21 protein-coding genes are annotated in these 18,959 nt (G+C 73.0%); 9 read left to right on the forward strand and 12 right to left on the reverse strand.

The window, feature by feature from the left end:
- Nucleotides 1-378 precede the first annotated feature (378 nt).
- Entirely contained in the window at nt 379-1,491 is a 1,113-nt protein-coding gene (locus ACFZAU_RS05975; RefSeq protein WP_499607014.1) for a magnesium and cobalt transport protein CorA, read from the forward strand.
- Nucleotides 1,492-1,499: 8 nt separating this feature from the next.
- Here the strand turns inward: ACFZAU_RS05975 and ACFZAU_RS05980 are convergent, their stop codons facing one another.
- A complete protein-coding gene (locus tag ACFZAU_RS05980) occupies nt 1,500-2,447 on the reverse strand; it encodes a DMT family transporter (protein ID WP_500551262.1) in 948 nt (315 codons plus the stop codon).
- Nucleotides 2,448-2,583: 136 nt separating this feature from the next.
- Here ACFZAU_RS05980 and ACFZAU_RS05985 point away from each other — a divergent pair, with 136 nt between their 5' ends.
- Nucleotides 2,584-3,111, forward strand: coding sequence for a hypothetical protein (locus tag ACFZAU_RS05985; protein ID WP_500551263.1), 528 nt, complete (start codon nt 2,584-2,586; stop codon nt 3,109-3,111).
- A gap of 18 nt (nt 3,112-3,129) precedes the next feature.
- Here the strand turns inward: ACFZAU_RS05985 and ACFZAU_RS05990 are convergent, their stop codons facing one another.
- Complete coding sequence (locus ACFZAU_RS05990) at nt 3,130-3,834, reverse strand: hypothetical protein (protein WP_500551264.1); 705 nt, start codon at nt 3,832-3,834, stop codon at nt 3,130-3,132.
- A gap of 173 nt (nt 3,835-4,007) precedes the next feature.
- On the opposite strand from ACFZAU_RS05990, the gene ACFZAU_RS05995 reads away from it, so the two are divergent.
- From ACFZAU_RS05995 to ACFZAU_RS06005, 3 genes are all read left to right on the forward strand, one after another.
- Nucleotides 4,008-5,267, forward strand: coding sequence for a magnesium transporter MgtE N-terminal domain-containing protein (locus ACFZAU_RS05995; RefSeq protein ID WP_500459212.1), 1,260 nt, complete (start codon nt 4,008-4,010; stop codon nt 5,265-5,267).
- Nucleotides 5,231-5,758, forward strand: a complete 528-nt coding sequence (locus ACFZAU_RS06000; RefSeq protein ID WP_500459396.1) for a DUF1003 domain-containing protein — start codon at nt 5,231-5,233, stop codon at nt 5,756-5,758. The genes ACFZAU_RS05995 and ACFZAU_RS06000 overlap by 37 nt, the downstream gene beginning before the upstream one ends.
- 79 nt (nt 5,759-5,837) lie before the next feature.
- The gene (locus tag ACFZAU_RS06005) at nt 5,838-6,998 is read left to right on the forward strand and encodes an Mrp/NBP35 family ATP-binding protein (protein ID WP_499607028.1); all 1,161 of its coding nucleotides are present in this window, start codon (nt 5,838-5,840) and stop codon (nt 6,996-6,998) included.
- 123 nt (nt 6,999-7,121) lie between these two features.
- Here the strand turns inward: ACFZAU_RS06005 and ACFZAU_RS06010 are convergent, their stop codons facing one another.
- The 5 genes from ACFZAU_RS06010 to sigE all read right to left on the reverse strand — a co-directional run bounded on the left by ACFZAU_RS06010 (nt 7,122) and on the right by sigE (nt 11,681).
- Complete coding sequence (locus ACFZAU_RS06010) at nt 7,122-7,733, reverse strand: hypothetical protein (RefSeq protein WP_500551265.1); 612 nt, start codon at nt 7,731-7,733, stop codon at nt 7,122-7,124.
- 79 nt (nt 7,734-7,812) lie between these two features.
- Nucleotides 7,813-8,247, reverse strand: a complete 435-nt coding sequence (locus tag ACFZAU_RS06015) for a sec-independent translocase (RefSeq protein WP_499607034.1) — start codon at nt 8,245-8,247, stop codon at nt 7,813-7,815.
- Nucleotides 8,248-8,379: 132 nt separating this feature from the next.
- On the reverse strand, nt 8,380-9,873 hold the full coding sequence (locus tag ACFZAU_RS06020) for a S1C family serine protease (RefSeq protein ID WP_500551266.1): 1,494 nt from the start codon (nt 9,871-9,873) through the stop codon (nt 8,380-8,382).
- A 69-nt stretch (nt 9,874-9,942) separates the two neighbouring features.
- Nucleotides 9,943-10,908, reverse strand: coding sequence for a zf-HC2 domain-containing protein (locus ACFZAU_RS06025; protein ID WP_500551267.1), 966 nt, complete (start codon nt 10,906-10,908; stop codon nt 9,943-9,945).
- Nucleotides 10,905-11,681: an RNA polymerase sigma factor SigE gene (gene sigE / locus ACFZAU_RS06030; protein ID WP_499607223.1), complete on the reverse strand. Its 777-nt coding sequence runs from the start codon at nt 11,679-11,681 to the stop codon at nt 10,905-10,907. The genes ACFZAU_RS06025 and sigE overlap by 4 nt, the downstream gene beginning before the upstream one ends.
- A 136-nt stretch (nt 11,682-11,817) precedes the next feature.
- Between sigE and ACFZAU_RS06035 the strand changes: the two genes are divergently transcribed.
- A complete protein-coding gene (locus tag ACFZAU_RS06035) occupies nt 11,818-12,483 on the forward strand; it encodes an O-methyltransferase (protein WP_500551593.1) in 666 nt (221 codons plus the stop codon).
- Between the two features lie 109 nt (nt 12,484-12,592).
- Here the strand turns inward: ACFZAU_RS06035 and ACFZAU_RS06040 are convergent, their stop codons facing one another.
- Entirely contained in the window at nt 12,593-12,760 is a 168-nt protein-coding gene (locus tag ACFZAU_RS06040) for a DUF3117 domain-containing protein (RefSeq protein WP_018561471.1), read from the reverse strand.
- Nucleotides 12,761-13,022: 262 nt separating this feature from the next.
- Between ACFZAU_RS06040 and chcB the strand changes: the two genes are divergently transcribed.
- The gene (gene chcB / locus ACFZAU_RS06045; RefSeq protein WP_500551594.1) at nt 13,023-13,814 is read left to right on the forward strand and encodes a 2-cyclohexenylcarbonyl CoA isomerase; all 792 of its coding nucleotides are present in this window, start codon (nt 13,023-13,025) and stop codon (nt 13,812-13,814) included.
- A gap of 37 nt (nt 13,815-13,851) precedes the next feature.
- Here chcB and ACFZAU_RS06050 read toward each other — a convergent pair whose 3' ends face one another.
- Nucleotides 13,852-14,442 (reverse strand): DNA-3-methyladenine glycosylase I, encoded by a 591-nt coding sequence (locus tag ACFZAU_RS06050; protein WP_499607042.1) that lies wholly within the window; start codon nt 14,440-14,442, stop codon nt 13,852-13,854.
- Nucleotides 14,439-14,819: a cell division protein DivIVA gene (locus tag ACFZAU_RS06055; RefSeq protein WP_500551268.1), complete on the reverse strand. Its 381-nt coding sequence runs from the start codon at nt 14,817-14,819 to the stop codon at nt 14,439-14,441. The genes ACFZAU_RS06050 and ACFZAU_RS06055 overlap by 4 nt, the downstream gene beginning before the upstream one ends.
- Before the next feature lie 123 nt (nt 14,820-14,942).
- Here ACFZAU_RS06055 and folP point away from each other — a divergent pair, with 123 nt between their 5' ends.
- Nucleotides 14,943-15,803, forward strand: a complete 861-nt coding sequence (gene folP / locus ACFZAU_RS06060; protein ID WP_500551269.1) for a dihydropteroate synthase — start codon at nt 14,943-14,945, stop codon at nt 15,801-15,803.
- Nucleotides 15,804-15,816: 13 nt separating this feature from the next.
- Here the strand turns inward: folP and ACFZAU_RS06065 are convergent, their stop codons facing one another.
- The gene (locus ACFZAU_RS06065; RefSeq protein WP_500551595.1) at nt 15,817-16,551 is read right to left on the reverse strand and encodes an LOG family protein; all 735 of its coding nucleotides are present in this window, start codon (nt 16,549-16,551) and stop codon (nt 15,817-15,819) included.
- Between the two features lie 141 nt (nt 16,552-16,692).
- A complete protein-coding gene (gene dapE / locus ACFZAU_RS06070) occupies nt 16,693-17,760 on the reverse strand; it encodes a succinyl-diaminopimelate desuccinylase (protein ID WP_499607051.1) in 1,068 nt (355 codons plus the stop codon).
- Between the two features lie 64 nt (nt 17,761-17,824).
- Here dapE and ACFZAU_RS06075 point away from each other — a divergent pair, with 64 nt between their 5' ends.
- Complete coding sequence (locus tag ACFZAU_RS06075) at nt 17,825-18,826, forward strand: VldE C-terminal domain-containing protein (protein WP_500551270.1); 1,002 nt, start codon at nt 17,825-17,827, stop codon at nt 18,824-18,826.
- Nucleotides 18,827-18,959: the final 133 nt, after the last annotated feature.

The following is an 18,959-nucleotide window of genomic DNA, read 5'->3' on the forward strand; positions in this document are numbered from 1 at the left end:
CTGATAAGGTGGGCCGTCGGCTACGCCCCTTGAGGCGTGCACATCATCCCCCAGCGGGGATCGGCCGGAGGAGGTGGGGCTGCAATGGATCCCAGTCGACCGTGCAGTACCGGCAGCTCTTCCGCCCGGCAACCCTCCTGATCCCCAGCGTTCCGTACCCGGTCGTCCGGGCCTGAAACCAGAGAACCACGGAACCGCCGGGGAATCCCGGAATTTCCCGCGAGCGCGATCGCGTGACATCGCCGCGTGCCCGCTCCCGGGACCTGTCCGGGTCACCCTGCCGCCTCCGGAAGAGCTCCTGAACTGCGCAGTGATCAAAGGTGATCACCCCTGCCCTGATCCGCATTTCAGCCCGGCCAGTCCGTGAAGGAGCTTGCCATGTCGATGATCCGCGACCTGCGCGCAGTCGTCCGCCCCGCCCTGCGCAAGAGCAGCACGTCATACGACTACGGCCCGGACCGCTCCCGCACCTCGTCGGCCACGCCCAGCTCGGTCGTGGACTGCGCCGTCTACCGGGACGGCCGCCGCGGCAGCGACCACATCTCGCCGCGCGAGGCCCTGGAGAAGGTGCGCGGCGGCGACGGCTTCGTGTGGATCGGCCTGCACGAGCCGTCGGAGCGGGAGTTCGCGGAGATCGCCGAGGTGTTCGGGCTCCACCCGCTGGCCGTGGAGGACGCCGTCCACGCCCACCAGCGGCCCAAGCTGGAGCGCTACGACGACACGCTCTTCATGGTCTTCAAGACCATCCGCTACGTCGAGCACGCCGAACTGACCGCCACCAGCGAGGTGGTGGAGAGCGGCGAGGTGATGGTCTTCACCGGCCGGCAGTTCGTCATCACCGTCCGGCACGGCGGCCACGGCTCGCTGCGCGCCCTGCGGCACCGTCTCGAGGACGACCCGGACCTGCTCGCCAAGGGTCCCTCCGCCGTGCTGCACGCCATCGCCGACCAGGTCGTCGACGACTACCTGGCGGTCAGCGAGGCCGTCCAGGACGACATCGACGAGGTGGAGATCGACGTCTTCTCCGCCCAGGGCAAGTCCCCGCGCGCCACCGACGCCGGGCGCATCTACCAGCTCAAGCGCGAGGTGCTGGAGTTCAAGCGGGCCGTCTCCCCGCTGCTGCGCCCGATGCAGATGCTCAGCGAGCGGCCGATGCGCGTGGTGGACCCGGAGATCCAGAAGTACTTCCGGGACGTCGCCGACCACGTCGCCCGCGTCCACGAGATGGTGGTCGGCTTCGACGACCTGCTCAACTCGATCCTGCAGGCCAACCTCGCCCAGGCGGCCGTCGCGCAGAACGAGGACATGCGCAAGATCACCTCCTGGGCGGCGATCATCGCCGTCCCGACCATGATCTGCGGCGTGTACGGGATGAACTTCGACTACATGCCCGAACTGCGCTGGAGGTTCGGCTACCCGATGGTGCTGGTCGCCATCGGCGGGATCTGCTTCGCGATCCACCGCATCCTGCGGCGCAACGGCTGGCTGTAGGGCCGGCGCTAACCGGCCTTCCTGCGGTCCGCCAGGATCACCAGGGCGAGTCCGGCGAGGATCACCGCGAGCGCCGGGTAGGCCGCCGCGGGCGGGGTCTGGCCCAGCCAGACCGCCGCCACCAGGGCGGCGCCCGGCGTCTCCAGCAGGATCGCCGTGGACGTGGTCGACGCCCCGAGCCCGCGCACCACTCGGTTGAGCAGGCTGTGGCCGAGCAGCTGCGCGGCCACCGTCAGGGCGATCAGCTTGGCCCAGGTGCCGCCGTCGTAGCCGCCGAGCGAGGAGCCCGAGGCCAGGCAGACGGCGAGCAGGGCCACGGCCGTGGTGGAGTAGCAGACGTAGGTGTACGCGGTCGTGCTGACGGTCCGTCGGACCTCCGCGCCGAGCAGGACGTAGCCGGCCGCCGCGATGCCGCCGCCCAGCGCCAGCGCGTCCCCGGCCAGGGCGCGCGGCGACAGCGACAGGTCGACGCCGGTGAGCAGCACCACGCCGGCGACCGCGAGCGCGGAGCCCAGCCACACCATCCGGGGCGGGCGGTGACCGCGCATCAACAGGAACAGGGTGGTCCACACCGGCGTGGTGGTGCCGAGCGCCGTGGAGGACGCGACCGAGGTCATGGTGAGGCTCGGCAGCCACAGCCCGAAGTGCAGTGCCAGCACCAGACCGGAGGCGAGCGAGAGCCCGAAGGCCCGGCGGCCCATCCCCAACAGCTCCCGCCGGTGCCGCAGCCAGGCGAAGGGGCTCAGCACCCCGACGGCCATGGCGTTCCGCCAGAAGGCGATGGCCAGCGCGGGCGCGGCGGTCGCGGCGATCAGCGGGGCGGAGAGCGAGACGCCGGCGATGGCGACGGCGAGGAGCGTGAAGTCCAGCGGCGCCTTCCCGTGCGGGACCGTGCCGGACGCGGCGTCCGCCTTCGGTGCGGCGGGCGTGGTTCTGGCGGGCGGCGCGGCGGACACGCGGGGTCTCCTCGGGGCGGGCGGGGCGGTGACCCCCTTAGCGTAAGGCCCGTTCCGGCCCTGAGCTCCTGTCGTCTCACCATGTGTGCGGCACCACGGCGGCGCCCGGCGCGGGCCACGCCATAGGGTGGGACGCATGACGGACACCGTGACGCAGCCGCAGCTGGACCGGGCCCTGGTCGAGGAGGCCGTGAAGAAGTCCGGTCTGCTCTGGGCCGACGGTCAGGCCCTGTGGCACGCCTGGGTCGACGGCGCCGTGGTGGTCGTCGGCGGCGGCCCCGGCGAGCAGCCGCTGCCCGGGCCCGGGCTCACCGACGGCGGCACCGCCACGGTCACCGTCCGCAGCAAGGACAAGGGCGGCCGGCTGGTCGCCTTCCCGGTCCGGGTCACCGAGCTGCGCCCGGACGGCGAGGCGTGGACGGCCGCGGTGGAGGAGCTCAAGGGCAAGCGCCTCAACGCGCCGGACGCGGAGACGATGACCGCGCGCTGGGCCCGCGAGTGCCGCGTACTGCGCCTGGAACCCGCCGGCGACCTGCTGGAACGCCCGGGAGCGATGCCGGACGGCAGCGGCGCGGCGGCCCCGGTGCCGACGCCCGCGACCACCCGCCGCCCGGTGCCGGCGGGCCTGCCGAAGCTGCTGCTGCGGCGCCGCAGGAAGTCCTGAGTCCCGGGGCCCTCGGGACTACTGCGTGACGGCCTTGCCGTAGTCGACGACGTCGTCCTCGTCGGGCGCCCGCAGCGTGAAGTCCTTGCCCCAGTCGTCCATGGTCAGCGTGCCGGCGCCGCCGGCGCGTTCGTAGCGCAGCGGGTACGGCTTGCCCTCCAGGGACACGTCGATCGTGCCGCCCTCGCCGCCGTCCGCGGTGACGGCGATGGTGCGGACGCCGCCGACGGTGCGGTGTTCCCCGACGGCGAGTGCGCCGTGCAGCACGAACAGGCCCTCCAGCAGCACCTCCTTGTCGGTGAAGCCGCTGAACTGGTCGTACGCGGGGTCCGCGGTGGGGACCTTGACGTACTTGTTCTTGAGCTTGGCGCCGACCTGGTCGCCGTAGAACCCCGCGCCCGCCTTGAGGTAGAGGTCGTCGCCCACCCGCAGCAGTTCGAAGGTGCTGCCCTCGGAGGTGACCTCGCCCAGGCCACCGTTGCCGCGCAGCCGCATGTCGAGCGTGTAGGTGTGGCCCCTGCTGACGACGGTGCCGGCCAGCCGTACCGTGTCGGCCGCGTCGGCGGCGGTACGGGCGCGCTTCTCGATGGTCCCGGCGGGCAGCTTGCCGACGCCGTTGGTCCCCGCGTCCGGGTCGCCCGCGCACCCTGTCGCCCCGGCGAGGACGAGGACCGTGCCCAGGAGGCTCACGAGGACCGACGACGACGTGCGGCCGGGGATCACGTGTTCTCTTCCTCCTGCGGTGGTACGCGCCCGTCACACGAGGGGAGCGGCGAAGCGGAGCCGAAGCCACCGCAGCGTACCGCTGGCCGGGTGAACCCCTGTGAACGCCGTGCGAAGCACCCGTGGAGCATTACCGCGCGCCCCGCCCGCGGGGGCGGCGTTAGCCTGGCGGCATGCCAGCGGGAACCTCCCGGGTCTTCGTCTCGCACCTGTCCGGGGTGCGGGTCTTCGATCCCAACGGCGACCAGGTCGGCCGGGTCCGGGACGTGGTCGTGATGCTGCGCGTCGGGGGCCGGCCGCCGCGTGTGCTGGGGCTGGTGGTGGAGGTCGTCAGCCGGCGCCGGATCTTCCTGCCGATCACGCGCGTGACGGGCGTGGAGTCCGGTCAGGTGATCACCACCGGTGTCGTCAACATGCAGCGCTTCGAACAGCGCCCGACCGAGACCCTCGTCCTCGGCGAACTGCTCGACCGCCGGGTGACGCTCGTCGAGACCGGCGAGGAGGTGACCGTGCTGGACGTGTCCATGGTGCGGCTGGCCTCGCGCCGCGACTGGGAGATCGACAAGGCCTTCGTCCGCCGCGGCAAGGGCGGCCCGCTGCGGCGCAGCGGCCTGACACTGACGGTGGAGTGGTCGGCGGTCACCGGCTTCTCGCTGGACGAGCACGCGCAGGGCGCGGAGGCGCTGCTGGCCACCTTCGACCAGTTGCGCCCGGCCGACCTGGCGAACGTCCTGCACCACCTGTCGCCCAAGCGCCGCGCCGAGGTCGCCGCCGCCCTCGACGACGACCGGCTCGCCGACGTCCTGGAGGAGCTGCCGGACGACGACCAGGTGGAGATCCTCGGCAAGCTCAAGGAGGAGCGGGCCGCCGACGTGCTGGAGGCGATGGACCCGGACGACGCCGCCGACCTGCTGGCGGAGCTGCCGGAGGAGGAGCAGGAACGGCTGCTCGGTCTGATGGAGCCGCACGAGGCGGCCGACATGCGGCGGCTGATGTCGTACGAGGAGCGCACCGCCGGGGGTCTGATGACCACCGAACCGATCGTGCTGCGCCCCGACGCCACCGTCGCCGACGCCCTGGCCCGGGTCCGCAACCCGGACCTGTCCCCCGCGCTCGCCGCGCAGGTGTACGTCTGCCGGCCGCCGGACGAGACCCCGACCGGCAAGTACCTGGGCACGGTGCACTTCCAGCGGCTGCTGCGCGACCCCCCGTTCACCCTGGTCAGCGCGCTGCTCGACCGCGACCTGCAGCCGCTGGCGCCGGACACCCCGCTGCCGGCGGTCACCAGCTTCCTCGCCACGTACAACATGGTGTCGGTGCCGGTCGTCGACGACGGCGGCTCCCTGCTGGGCGCCGTCACCGTCGACGACGTCCTGGACCACCTGCTGCCGGAGGACTGGCGCGAGACGGAGCTGCGCGAGGAGGCGCAGTGAGCGAGGAACGCCCGCGCATCCGCCTGGACCAGCCGCGGGTACCGCGGATCAGCCTGCTGCCCTCCTACGACCCGGAGGCCTTCGGGCGGCTGTCGGAGAAGATCGCCCGCTTCCTGGGGACCGGCCGCTTCATCGTCTGGATGACGGTGGTGATCATCGCGTGGGTGGCGTGGAACGCGCTGGCCCCGAGGGAGCTGCGCTGGGACTCGTACCCCTTCATCTTCCTGACCTTGATGCTGTCGCTGCAGGCCTCCTACGCCGCCCCGCTGATCCTGCTGGCGCAGAACCGGCAGGACGACCGCGACCGGGTCAACCTGGAGCAGGACCGCAAGGCGAACGAGCGCAGCATCGCCGACACCGAGTACCTGACCCGCGAGGTGGCCGCGCTGCGGCTGGGCCTGGGGGAGGTCGCCACGCGCGACTGGATCCGCTCCGAACTGCAGGACCTGCTGAAGGACATCGAGGAGCGGCAGCGGGCCGAGGCGGAGTGAGCGACGGGGTGCGCCGGCGGGGGTGTGAACCCGCCCACCGGGGGTCCTGCGGGCACGGTGCGGGACGTACCATCGACGCATGGCTACCGATCCTCACCCAGGCTCCTCCCCCTCGCCCGACGCGGTGCGGGCCGCGCTCGCGACGGTGAACGACCCCGAGATCCACAAGCCGATCACCGACCTGGGCATGGTCAAATCGGTCGACATCGCGGACGACGGCGCGGTGCGGGTCGGTGTGTACCTGACGGTCTCGGGCTGTCCGATGCGGGACACCATCACCAGCTTGGTGACGACCGCCGTCGCGAAGGTCCCCGGGGTCAGCGGTGTGACCGTCGAGCTGGACGTGATGAGCGACGAGCAGCGCCGCGAGCTGGCCACCTCGCTGCGCGGCGGCCAGGCGGAGCGCGAGATCCCGTTCGCCAAGCCCGGTTCGCTGACCCGGGTGTACGCGGTCGCCTCCGGCAAGGGCGGCGTCGGCAAGTCCTCGGTGACGGTGAACCTGGCCGCCGCGATGGCCGCCGACGGGCTGAAGGTCGGTGTGGTCGACGCCGACATCTACGGCCACAGCGTGCCGCGGATGCTCGGTGCGGACGGCCGTCCGACCCAGGTCGAGAACATGATCATGCCGCCCTCGGCCAACGGCGTGAAGGTCATCTCCATCGGCATGTTCACCCCGGGCAACGCCCCGGTCGTGTGGCGCGGCCCGATGCTCCACCGGGCGCTGCAGCAGTTCCTCGCCGACGTGTACTGGGGCGACCTGGACGTGCTGCTGCTCGACCTGCCGCCCGGCACCGGCGACATCGCGATCTCCGTCGCGCAGCTGGTCCCGAACGCCGAGATCCTCGTGGTGACGACGCCCCAGCAGGCGGCGGCCGAGGTCGCCGAGCGCGCGGGCACCATCGCCGTCCAGACCCACCAGAAGATCGTCGGTGTCATCGAGAACATGTCCGGGCTGCCCTGCCCGCACTGCGGCGAGATGGTCGACGTCTTCGGCGCCGGCGGCGGCGAGCGGGTCGCCGAGGGCCTGACGCGCACCACGGGCGCCACCGTGCCGGTGCTCGGCCAGATCCCGATCGACGTGCGGCTGCGCGAGGGCGGCGACGACGGTCGCCCGGTCGTCCTCACCGACCCGGAGTCCCCGGCGGGCTCGGCGCTGCGGGCCATCGCGGGCAAGCTCGGCGGCCGCCAGCGCGGTCTCGCCGGTCTGTCGCTGGGCATCACGCCGCGCAACAAGTTCTGACCCGGTACGTCCGGTACGCCGGGTCGTACGGCCAGGCCGTCCGTGCGGCGGCAGGGCCGCGTACCGGCTCCGTGAACACCTCAGGGGCGCCCCCCGGTCCGGGAGGCGCCCCTGAGCCGTCTCTCACGGCCGGTACGTGGTGATGTCCTTCACCTGGGCCAGGCCGAGGCCGTAGGCGCTCATCCCGCGCCCGAAGGCACCGAGGTGCACCCCGCGCGCCGATCCGGCCATCACCCAGCCGTACTCCGACTCCCGGTAGTGGAAGGGCGTCGGGGCGCCGTCCACGGGCAGGGTGAGCGCCGACCAGCCGGAGCCCTCGAGGTTGTCCGCGAGGTCCCAGGCGATGGCGGTCTGCTGGTCGAGCCAGTCCTGCCGCAGGTGCCGCTCCATCTGGGTGGGCCAGGTGCACGAGAGCAGTCCCGAGCCCGCCAGCCAGGCCGCCGTGGCGACGGAGGTGGCGTCCAGCACGCCGGTGCCGTCCGAGCTGCGCCGGACGGGGCGCTCGGCGACCGTGACGACCACCACGAAGCGGCGGTTGTCGGGGGTGGGCTCGACCTTGACGGACGGTTCGTCGCCGTGGCCGGTGGAGCCGTGCTCGACCGTGCCGTCGGCGTTCAGGCCGACGGGGGCGAGCCAGCGCTCGCCGGTGAACGCCTCGTCCAGCCCGTACCAGGGGAAGTCGGCCTTGAGATGGCCGTCGACCGTACGATCCGCCGGATCAGCTGTGGTCTCCATACGCGCGGGGCCTCCTCCATAAGGGCAAACAAAGGGAGAATAGCCACTCGCGCAGCGTGAACGGGGCAGGGCCCCCGTATCAGGTGGCGTCGGAATCGAACGGCGGGGCCTCGCCGGGGGACACGTCGCGCTTGCGCAGCCGGTCCGGGGTGCCCGGGGAAGCCCCGGAGCCCGAGCCGCCGCCGCTGTCACGGCCGTGCACGGCGTCCGTGACCGCCGACATCTCCTCCTTGAAGTCGAATCCGTTGCGGATCTCCTTCAGGCCCAGCTCGTCGTTGTCCATCAGCTGCTTGCGGACGAAGTTCTTCGGGTGCAGGTCCTCGAACTCGAAGTCCTTGAACTCCGGGCCCAGCTCGTTGCGGATGTCGGCCTTCGCGCTGTCCGAGAACTCCCGGACCTTGCGGACGAACTGCATCACGTCCTTGATGACCTTGGGCAGCTTGTCCGGCCCGAACACGAGCACGGCAAGGATCACGAGCGCGACGACCTCCAGCGCGCCTATGTCTGAAAACACCGTGCAGCTCCTCGTGGCCTCGGCCGGCGGACGGAATCCGGCGCATCTCACCGTACCTGGCCCAACCGCCTGCACGGGAGTAGGCAGGGTCAACAGTAGGTCGCGCCCCGGTAAATCCCGAATTCGCCGTGCTCAGTTCCCGCTGGCCGAGCCCAGGGTCAGCTCCACGGCCCGCTCCTTGCCGCCCCGCTTCACGGTCATCTGCAACGTGTCGCCCGGCCGGTGGGCACGGATCCGCACGATCAGCTCCTCGCCGTTGTGCACCCGCTTGCCGTCGATGGCGGTGATCACGTCGCCCGGTTCGATGCCCGCCTTGGCGCCCGGTCCGTTCGGGGTGACCGAGTCCCCCTCGCCCTGGCCGTCGGGGCTGACCTGGGCGCCGTCGCCGGAGTACTGCAGGTTGATGCTGACGCCGATCACCGGGTGGGTGGCCTTGCCGTCGTTGATCAACTGCTCGGCGACCCGCTTGGCCTGGTTGACGGGGATGGCGAAGCCGAGGCCGATGCTCCCGCCCTGGCTGCTGTTGCCGAACGGGTCGGTGCCGCTGTCCGCCGAGCGGATGGCGCTGTTGATCCCGATGACCAGGCCCTTGGCGTCGACCAGCGGACCGCCGGAGTTGCCCGGGTTGATCGGCGCGTCGGTCTGGATGGCGTCGACGTAGCTGACGTCGTTGCTGTTGGTCTCCCCGCCGGCGGTGATCGGGCGCTGGGTGGCGCTGATGATGCCGGAGGTGACGGTGCCCTCCAGGCCGTAGGGGGCGCCGATGGCGACGACCGGGTCGCCGACCTGGGCGGCGTCGGAGTCGCCGAGGGTCAGCGGGTGGAGCCCCTTGACGCCGCTGACCTTGATGACCGCGAGGTCGTAGCCGGTGTCCCGGCCCACGATCGTGGCGGGTTCGACCTGGCCGCCGTTGAAGGTCACCGAGATGGTGCCGCTCTTGGCGACGCTCTCCACCACGTGGTTGTTGGTGAGGATGTGGCCCTCGTCGTCCAGCACGAAGCCGGTGCCGGTGCCCTCCCCGGCGTCGCCCTTGACGTGGATGTACACGACGCCGGGCAGGACCTGGGCGGCGATGCCGGCGACGCTGTCCGGGGCCCGGGTGCCGGCCTCCGCCGTGGCCTGCGGCAGGGTCACGTCCGGTGCGCCGCCGCTGTCGTGGACGTAGGCGCCCAGCGCCCCGCCGATGCCGCCGGCGATGAGGGTGACGGCGATGAGTGCGGCCGCCAGCGGCGCGCGGCGGCTCCCCGTCGACTGGGCGGCGGGCCGCTGCGGGCCGGTGGTGCCGCCCGGGGGCGCCCAGGGGTCGTAGCGGTGCCACTGGCCCACCGACAGCGGCGGGGGCGGGGTCGCGGGCGGGCCGCCGGGCGGGGTCGGGGGCGCGGGCCGGTGCGGCGGGGCCGCGCCGGCGGGGTGCTGTACGGGCGGCGCGGGCGCCCAGGGGCCGGGCTCGCCGTAGGGCGGGGTGTCGTACGGGTCCCGGGGGTGCCGGGGGGCGGCTTCGGCGGGGGGCCCGGCGGGTGTGTCGGGCGCGTCCGGGGCGGGCCCGTCCCGCGGCTCAGGGGGAACCGGCGTGACCGTCTCCGGCCGGCTCCACCACTTCGGCCCTTCGGCCTTCCCCTCGTCCACGGTGCTCCCCTACGACGACCAGTCCTCCCTGGATTGAACCAGGAGTCGGCGCCGCCCGCAGCCGACCGCTCAGCGGGTCACGGGGAAGTGGCCGACCAGGGGGACGACCGAGTCGAACGGAACGGGCGTGGTCGGGGCGGCCGTGGTGCCGCTCGCCGAGGTGGCGGAGGCGCTCGGGCCGGTGGTCGCGGGCAGGGCGAGGGCGGGTGCCGGGGTGACCCCGGGAACGGCCGATACGGCCGGGGTGGTGAGCGGCCCCTCGTCGCCGGACAGACCCAGCGGCCGGGTGACGGCACCGGCGGGCACTCCGTCGGCGGCGCCGACGCCGTACGGGTGCATGCCGCCCGAGGCGGGGTGCAGCAGGTCGCTGGTGGCGGTGCTCCACACGTCGGCTGCCGCACGCGCGGTGCCGCCGGTGAAGGGCGTCGTGGGGGCGCCCGGGCCGCTGCGGGAGAGCGGGGTGCCGCCGGCTCCGTCCACCGCCGCGTCCAGCGGCAGGGCGCCGCCGAGGGCGATGGCGGCCATGGAGACCGCGCCGGCCGCGGCGAACGCGAAACGGCGCCGCCCGCGGACCGCGGTGGCGGGCGAGGCGGGGCCGACGGGCGCGACGGCGGCGCCGGAGCGGCCGCTCTCGTGGATCCGGAAGCCGCGGGACGCGGAGGCGGACAGGGGCAGCGAGAACTCCTCGCGCGCCTTGCCGAAGAGGCCGCCGCCGAGGCGCTCGCCGCCGAGGCTGGCCGTCTCCATCAGTCCGCCGTCACCGAAAAGCCCTCTTCCACCGTCGCCGTCTCCCCCGGGCAACTCCTGGAGGCGGGCGAGCAGGCCCGCCGAGAGCGTGGGCGGCGCGGCGGCGGCCACCACGTCCTTCATCCGGCGCTGCTCGTCGGCCGCGGCCTTGCATTCCGCGCAGGTCGCCAGGTGCGCGAGCACCCGGTCGCGGGCGTCGTCGTGCAGCTCGCCGTCGACGAAGGCGGCGAGATGGTCACCCAAGTGCTGGTCGGCACACGTGAGGTGCCGGCTGACACCGCTGCTCACGTGCTCCCGCCCTCCAGGGCCGGCCGGCCGGTGGCCAGGACGGGCGCGCGGCCCGGACGGGCGGCCGGCGCGCGGTGCTCCAGCGCCTTGCGCAGGTGCGAACGGCCGCGGTGGATACGGCTGCGCACGGTGCCCAGCTTCACGCCGAGCGTCGCGGCGATCTCCTCGTACGACAGGCCCTCGATGTCACACAGCACGACGGCCGCGCGAAACTCCGGGGCGAGGGTGTCCAGCGCCTGCTGGATGTCCGCGTCGAAGTGGGTGTCGGCGAAGTGCTGCGCCGGGGACGGCTCACGGCTCGGCAGCCGCTCGGCCGCGTCGTCGCCGAGGGCGTCGAAGCGGATGCGCTGGCGACGGCGGACCATGTCGAGGAAGAGGTTGGTGGTGATGCGGTGCAACCAGCCCTCGAAGGTGCCGGGGGTGTACGTCGACAGCGAACGGAAGACCCGCACGAAGACCTCCTGCGTGAGGTCCTCGGCGTCGTGCTGGTTGCCGGTGAGGCGGTACGCGAGGCGGTACACCCGGGCGCTGTGCGTACTGACGATCTCCTCCCAGGAAGGGGGCGTCCACGCCTGGTTGTCCCCGTCGGTGGCGAAGGTCGCGTTGGCGACCACAGTCGCGGACTCGTCGGTGCGCGGACGGTCGTCAGCTGTATCGGTCACGGATTTCGGCTCGCCGGCCGACCTGCGGAAGCGCGAGAGCACTCCCCGGTGACCCGCCGCAGCCGCACCTCCCCTGTCGGCTCTGGTGGTGTCCAGTAGAGCCCCTACCATAGCCACCTCGCCCGTTAGCTCCGGATAAGTGCCGGGCTCATGCTCGCCCGGCCCCGACGTTCAGGTCCGTCGCAGGTACCAACGAGCGGTCCCATCTGCGGGTTCCCGACCGCAACGGATACAGTCGCCGGGCGGGCTGCAACCGTCAGGCGGACAGGAGAGGGCAATTACCGGCAACCGGCAGGCGAGCTGGGCGTTCGCGGACGCTTTCGTCGCCGAGGACGACGCGCTGATACGAGCCCGCGGGCGAGCTCGTGAGGCCGGCGTGCGCCCGGTCTCCCCCGGCACCGGCGCGACGCTGCGGCTGCTGGCCGCCGCCACGGACGCCAAGGCGGCCGTCGAGATCGGCACCGGCACCGGCGTCTCCGGGATCCACCTGCTGCACGGCATGCGCCCCGACGGCGTGCTGACCACCGTCGACACCGAACCGGACCGCCAGCAGCTCGCCCGCACCGCCTACCGGGAGGCGGGGTTCGCGGGGAACCGGGCCCGCTTCATCCCCGGCCGGGCGCTGGACGTCCTCCCCCGCCTCGCCGACAGCGGCTACGACCTGGTCTTCTGCGACGGGGACCGGCTGGAGTACCCGGACTACCTCGGCGAATCGTTGCGGCTGCTGCGCCCCGGCGGGCTGGTCTGCTTCGAGGGCGCGTTCGCCCAGGGCCGCTCGATGGACGCCGCCCATTCCGAGCCGGAGGTGATGCGGCTCCGCGAACTGATGCGGACCGTACGGGACAACGCGGCCCTCGCGCCCGTCCTGCTGCCCACCGACGACGGGCTGCTCTGCGCGGTACGGCGCGGCTGAGAATTCCCCGCCCGGAATGCACCTGTTTCCGGTCCGGCATCCAATCGGAGAAACAAGTGGGCCCCCGGCGACATGCCGCCAGGGGCCCAAGGCTTGGATTGGCCGGTTGTCAGGCGATGGCCTTCTTCAAAGCCTCGCCGAGTGCATCCGCCTCGTCGGGAGTCAGCTCGACGACAAGCCGTCCGCCGCCCTCGAGCGGAACGCGCATGATGATGCTCCGCCCCTCCTTGGTCACCTCGAGCGGGCCATCACCCGTCCGCGGCTTCATGGCCGCCATGCTCGTTCCCCTTCCTGAAACCAGCTCTTCGCAACCGGTGGCCCAGGCGCCACCGGACTCGAACACATTGGTTCTCAGCCATTATCCCGCATCGGGTGACCTGATGACCAACATCGGTTCCCATCCGTTCGAGAACCCTGTCCCGCAAAACCGTCCATTTCGGTGATCGCACTCTCCGGCGCGTTTGCCGGGGGTCACGTGTCCGCGCCCGGAGATCTCCGGCATGCTGACCCCGAACGTGAGCCGCGACGAAGGGGACCACATGGCCGACACCGTGCTGTACGAGGTGAGCGACGGGCTCGCCACCATCACCTTGAACCGCCCCGAAGCGATGAACATGCTCAACGTCGACACCAAGGTCGCGCTGCGGGACGCCCTCCAGTCGGCGGGCGCCGACCCCGCGGTGCGGGCCGTGCTGCTGACCGCGAACGGCAAGGCCTTCTGCGTCGGCCAGGACCTCAAGGAGCACGTCGGGTTCCTCCAGCAGGAGGGCGGCGGTCCGGCCATGTCCACGGTGCGCGAGCACTACAACCCGATCGTCACCGCGATCGCCACCATGCCCAAGCCCGTCGTCGCCGGGGTCAACGGGGTCGCCGCGGGCGCCGGCGCGGGCTTCGCCTTCGCCTGCGACTACCGCGTGGTCGCCGACACGGCCGGCTTCAACACCTCCTTCGTCGGCGTCGCCCTGACCGCCGACTCCGGGGCCTCCTGGACGCTGCCGCGGCTGGTCGGCCGCAGCCGTGCCGCCGACCTGCTGCTCTTCCCGCGCAAGATCGGCGCTCAGGAGGCGTACGAGCTGGGCATCGCCAACCGGCTGGTGCCGGCCGGCGAGCTGGCCGCCGAGGCCGCCTCGGTCGCCCGGCAGCTCGCCGAGGGCCCGACCGTCGCCTATGCGGCGGTCAAGGCCTCCATCGCGTACGGCGAGGGGCACTCGCTGGTCGACACCCTGGCCAAGGAGGACGAGCTGCAGACGGCCGCCGGCGCCTCCGAGGACCACCGGATCGCCGTCGAGGCCTTCCTGAAGAAGGAGAAGCCCCGCTTCCTGGGCCGCTGAGCCCGGGCGGCGGGGGCGAGGCGGGCCCGGCGGGCGCTCAGCGACGGGCGCAGCAGTCGGCCAGGTGGTCGTCCACCAGGCCGCAGGCCTGCATCAGCGCGTAGGCGGTGGTGGGGCCGACGAAGCGGAAGCCGCGCTTCTTGAGGTCCTTGGCCAGTGCGGTGGACTCCGCCGTGACGGCCGGCACGTCCGCGACCGTGCGGGGTGCCGGGCGTCCGGCGGGGTCCGGGGCGTACGACCAGACGAGGGCGTCCAGGCCGCCCTCGTGGGCCTCGCGCAGCGCCAGGGTGGCGTGCGCGTTGGCGATGGCCGCGTCGATCTTCGCGCGGTTGCGGATGATGCCGGTGTCGGCGAGCAGCCGCTCCCGGTCCTCGTCGGTGAAGGCGGCGACCGCCTCAGGGGCGAAGTCCGCGAAAGCCTTCCGGAAGCCCTCGCGGCGCCGCAGGATCGTGATCCACGACAGGCCGGACTGGAAGGCCTCCAGGCTCAGCCGCTCGTAGAGGGCCGCCTCGCCGTGCACCGGCCGGCCCCACTCGGTGTCGTGGTACGCGACGTAGTCGTCGGTGGACAGCCCCCAGGGGCAGCGGGCCAGGCCGTCCGGCCCGGTCACCACGCCGCCGTCGCTCACAGCCCGCTCCCGGGGGCGCGCGGGTCCTCGGGGGGCTGCGGGGCCTGCTCGGCGTCCTTGACCAGCGACTGGCCGCCCAGCCGGGTGGCGTGGGCGCCGGCCAGGGCGGCCTCCAGGTCGGCGATGTGCGCGTCGCGCTGGGCGAGTTCGGCGCTGAGGCGCTCCAGCACGTCGTCGACGTCCACCATGCGGTACCCGCGCACGGTCACCGGCAGGCGCAGCCGGTCGACGTCCGCGCGGCCCACCGGCCGCTCCGGCGGCAGCCGGTCGTCCACCCGGTCCGGCTGCACGTCACGGAGCACCCCGCCGTCGCCGAGCACCGCGAGGGCGACCGCGCCGACCACCGCGACCAACGCGATGAGCATGAACCAGAACAAGACCTCTCCCGGGGTCGGCTCGACGTGTACGGCACGATCGTGCCACGTCGCGCCGTGCGCGCGGCGTGCGGTCGGCGACTATCTTCGATCGGCGTACGACATTTCGAGGGAGGCAGGCGCGACATGCTGCGGCTGGGCACACGGGAATTCGGCGAGCACGAGCCCGTGATCATGGCGATCGTGAACCGGACGCCGGACTCGTTCTACGACCAGGGCGCCACGTTCAGCGACGCTCCGGCCCTCGAACGCGTCGAGCGCGCGGTCGCGGAGGGCGCCGCGATCATCGACGTCGGCGGGGTGAAGGCGGGCCCCGGCGAGGAGGTGTCGGCGCAGGAGGAGATCCGCAGGACGGTCGGTTTCGTCGCCGAGGTCCGCCGCCGCCACCCCGACGTGGTGATCAGCGTGGACACCTGGCGCCACGAGGTCGGCGAGGCGGTCTGCGAGGCCGGCGCGGACCTGCTCAACGACGCCTGGGGCGGTGTCGACCCCCGGCTCGCCGAGGTCGCCGCGACGCACGGCGTCGGGCTGGTGTGCACCCACGCGGGCGGCGCCCTGCCGCGGACCCGGCCGCACCGGGTGGGCTACGCGGACGTGATGGCCGACATCCTGAAGGTGACGGTGGGCCTCGCCGAGCGGGCGGCCGCGCTCGGGGTGCGGCGGGACGCCATCCTCATCGACCCCGGCCACGACTTCGGGAAGAACACCCGGCACTCGCTGGAGGCGACCCGGCGGCTGCCGGAGATGACGGCCACCGGCTGGCCGGTGCTGGTCTCGCTGTCCAACAAGGACTTCGTGGGCGAGACCCTGGACCGACCCGTCAAGGAGCGGCTGATCGGCACCCTGGCGACGACCGCCGTCTCGGCGTGGCTCGGCGCCCGGGTGTACCGGGTGCACGAGGTCGCCGAGACGCGTCAGGTGCTGGACATGGTGGCCTCGATCGCGGGTCACCGGCCCCCGGCGGTCGCCCGACGGGGGCTGGCGTAGCCCCGCCGGCGGTTCAGTCGCCGATCTCCTTGGTCACCAGCGCGACTGCCTCGTCGACGTCGTCCGTGATGTGCAGGAGTTCCAGGTCGACGGGCGACGCCTTGCCGCCGTCCACGACGGTGTCGCGGACCCAGTCGACCAGGCCGCGCCAGTAGGCGGAGCCGAACAGGACGATGGGGAACTGCGTGACCTTGCGGGTCTGGACCAGCGTGAGGGCCTCGAAGAGCTCGTCGAGGGTGCCGAAGCCGCCGGGCAGCACGATGAACCCGGAGGCGTACTTCACGAACATCGTCTTGCGGACGAAGAAGTAGCGGAAGTTCACGCCGATGTCGACGTAGGGGTTGAGCCCTTGCTCGAACGGCAGCTCGATGCCCAGCCCCACCGAGACCCCGCCGGCCTCGCAGGCACCGCGGTTGGCGGCCTCCATCGCGCCGGGGCCGCCGCCGGTGATCACGGCGAAGCCGGCCTCGGCCAGGGCCCGGCCGATGCGGACGCCGGTCTCGTAGTCGGTCGATCCCTCGGCGGTACGGGCGGAACCGAAGACGCTGACCGCCCTGCCGAGTTCGGCGAGCGCGCCGAAACCCTCGACGAACTCCGACTGGATGCGCATCACGCGCCAGGGGTCGCTGTGGACCCAGTCCGAGGGCTCCCGGGTGTCCAGCAGGCGCTGGTCGGTCGTGGACTTCTGCACCTGGCCCCGGCGCCGTACGACCGGCCCGGTGTGGCGCTCGGGCCAGCCGCGTGCCATGGGCCGGCCCTCCGCCGCCGCCGTCTCGGCGGCGGCCGCCTCCTCCGCGTCCCTGTCCATGTCGGACTCCTTTCACTACCGTCCGGTCAGGGTACGGCCGCGTCCGCCGGGCGGATCAAGAACGCGCCGCTGAATTGCTCGTTACGACAGCCAGGCGCGCAGCTTCTCCTCCGCCTCCAGGACGGCGGCGACGGCGACGTGCTCCTCGCGGGTGTGGGCGAGCCGGGGGTCCCCGGGGCCGTAGTTGACCGCCGGGACGCCCAGCGCGGAGAAGCGGGCCACGTCGGTCCACGCCTCCTTGGGCGCGGGCTCGGTGCCGATGGCCGCGACGAAGGCGGCCGCCGCCGGGTGGGACAGGCCCGGCAGGGCGCCGGGGGCGCTGTCGGTCAGCCGCACCTCGAAGCCCTCGAAGACCTCGCGGACGTGGTCGAGGGCCTCGGCCTCGGAACGGTCGGGGGCGAAGCGGAAATTGACGATCACCGCGCAGGAGTCGGGGATCACGTTGCCGGCGTGACCGCCCTCGATCATGACCGCGTTGAGCCCCTCGCGGTAGGTGAGGCCGTCGACGGCCGCCTGCCGCGGCTGGTAGGCGGCGAGCCGGGCCAGCACCGGCGCGGCCTTGTGGATGGCGTTCTCGCCCAGCCAGCTGCGCGCGGAGTGGGCGCGGCGCCCGGTGGTCTCCACACGGACCCGCAGGGTGCCCTGGCAGCCGCCCTCGACCTTGGCGTCGGTGGGCTCCAGGAGGACGGCGAAGTCGCCGGCGAGCCATTCCGGGTGGTTCTCGGCGAGCCGCTTGAGGCCGTTGTGCTCCGCCGCGATCTCCTCGGCGTCGTAGAAGACGAAGGTCAGGTCGCGGTTGGGGGCGGGGAGGGTGGCGGCCAGTCGCAGCTGGACGGCGACCCCGGACTTCATGTCGGAGGTGCCGCAGCCCCACAGGACGCCGTCCTCGTCGAGGCGGGAGGGCACGTTCTCGGCGATCGGCACGGTGTCCAGGTGCCCGGCGAGGACGACCCGCTCCGCCCGGCCGAGGCGGGTGCGGGCCACGACGGCGTCCCCGTCCCGGTCGACCGTGAGGTGCGGCAGGGCGCGCAGGGCGCTCTCCACGGCGTCCGCCAGCGGCTTCTCGGCGAGGCTGACGGAGGGGATGTCGACGAGCTGCGCCGTCACGGCGGCGGCGTCCTGACTGAGATCGAGCACGGGCCGTTCCATGCCGCCGACCCTACCCGGGGGCGGGTCGGGGCCCCGGCACAGCGGGCTTCGGTACGGTGTGCGCGTGCCGAAGCCACCGTCGACCTCGACACCCGCCGCGCGCGCCCCCAGCAGGCGGGGGCGCGCCGCCCGTCTGGCCACCGCAGGGCTGGTGTTGCTGGGGGTCGCGGGCTATGCCGCGTACCACTTCGCCGGTGTCGGCGGCGGTCCGCGCCATCCGGCCTGCACGGTCACCACGGAGGCCGGCAGCGTCACCCTGGAGCCGCAGCAGGCGGCGAACGCCTCGACGATCGCCGCGGTGGCGGCCTCGCGCGGGCTGCCGGAGCGCGCGGTGACGATAGCGCTGGCCACGTCCATGCAGGAGTCGGCGCTGCGCAATCTCGACCACGGGGACCGCGACTCGGTGGGCCTGTTCCAGCAGCGCCCTTCGCAGGGCTGGGGCACGGCCGCGCAGATCATGGACCCGGTCTACGCCTCCAACGAATTCTTCGACGGCCTGGTGAAGATCCACGGCTATTCCCGGCTGCCCCTCACGGTGGCCGCGCAGAAAGTGCAGAAGAGCGGCTTCCCGCAGGCGTACGCCAAGCACGAGGCGGACGCCGCGCTGCTGGCCGGCGCGCTGACCGGCCGGCACGCCGGGGCACTCACCTGCGTCACCCCGGTCGCCGCGGGGACCGTCTCCGGGGGCGACCCGGCGAAGCTGCGGGCCCGGCTGGTGCGGGAGTTCGGTGCCGACGTGGCGCCGCGGACCACCGAGACGCCGGCGGACCCCGGCGACGGGACCGCGCGGGACGCCAAGAACGGTGCGCGGGGCGGGGGTCCGGCCCGCCGCACGGTGGCCGTGCCGTCGGCCCCGGCGGGGAACGAGGTGCGCGGCGACGAGGGCCGGCGCGGCTGGGAGCTGGCCCAGTGGGCGGTGGCGCACGCCCATGAACTGAAGGTGGAGAAGGTGACCTTCGGGGACCGCGAGTGGTCGGCGGAGGCATCCGACCGGGGCTGGACGGCGTCGAATTCCGGCGCCGCGCGGGGCGCCGCGGGCGATGTCAGGATCACCGTCGCGCAATAGTGCGGGCATTCACCCCCAGGCGGGTGATTGATACGCCAAACCCATCAGATGTGAATCCCCTCGTTCGGGGGTGCGAAAAAAGCTTCTGATCAAGGGATGTGACGTTTCCGCGGCAGTTCCGGCTCCGTCCCAA

Source organism: Streptomyces sp. NPDC008238, from assembly GCF_042956445.1.
Taxonomy (GTDB): Bacteria; Actinomycetota; Actinomycetes; order Streptomycetales; family Streptomycetaceae; genus Actinacidiphila.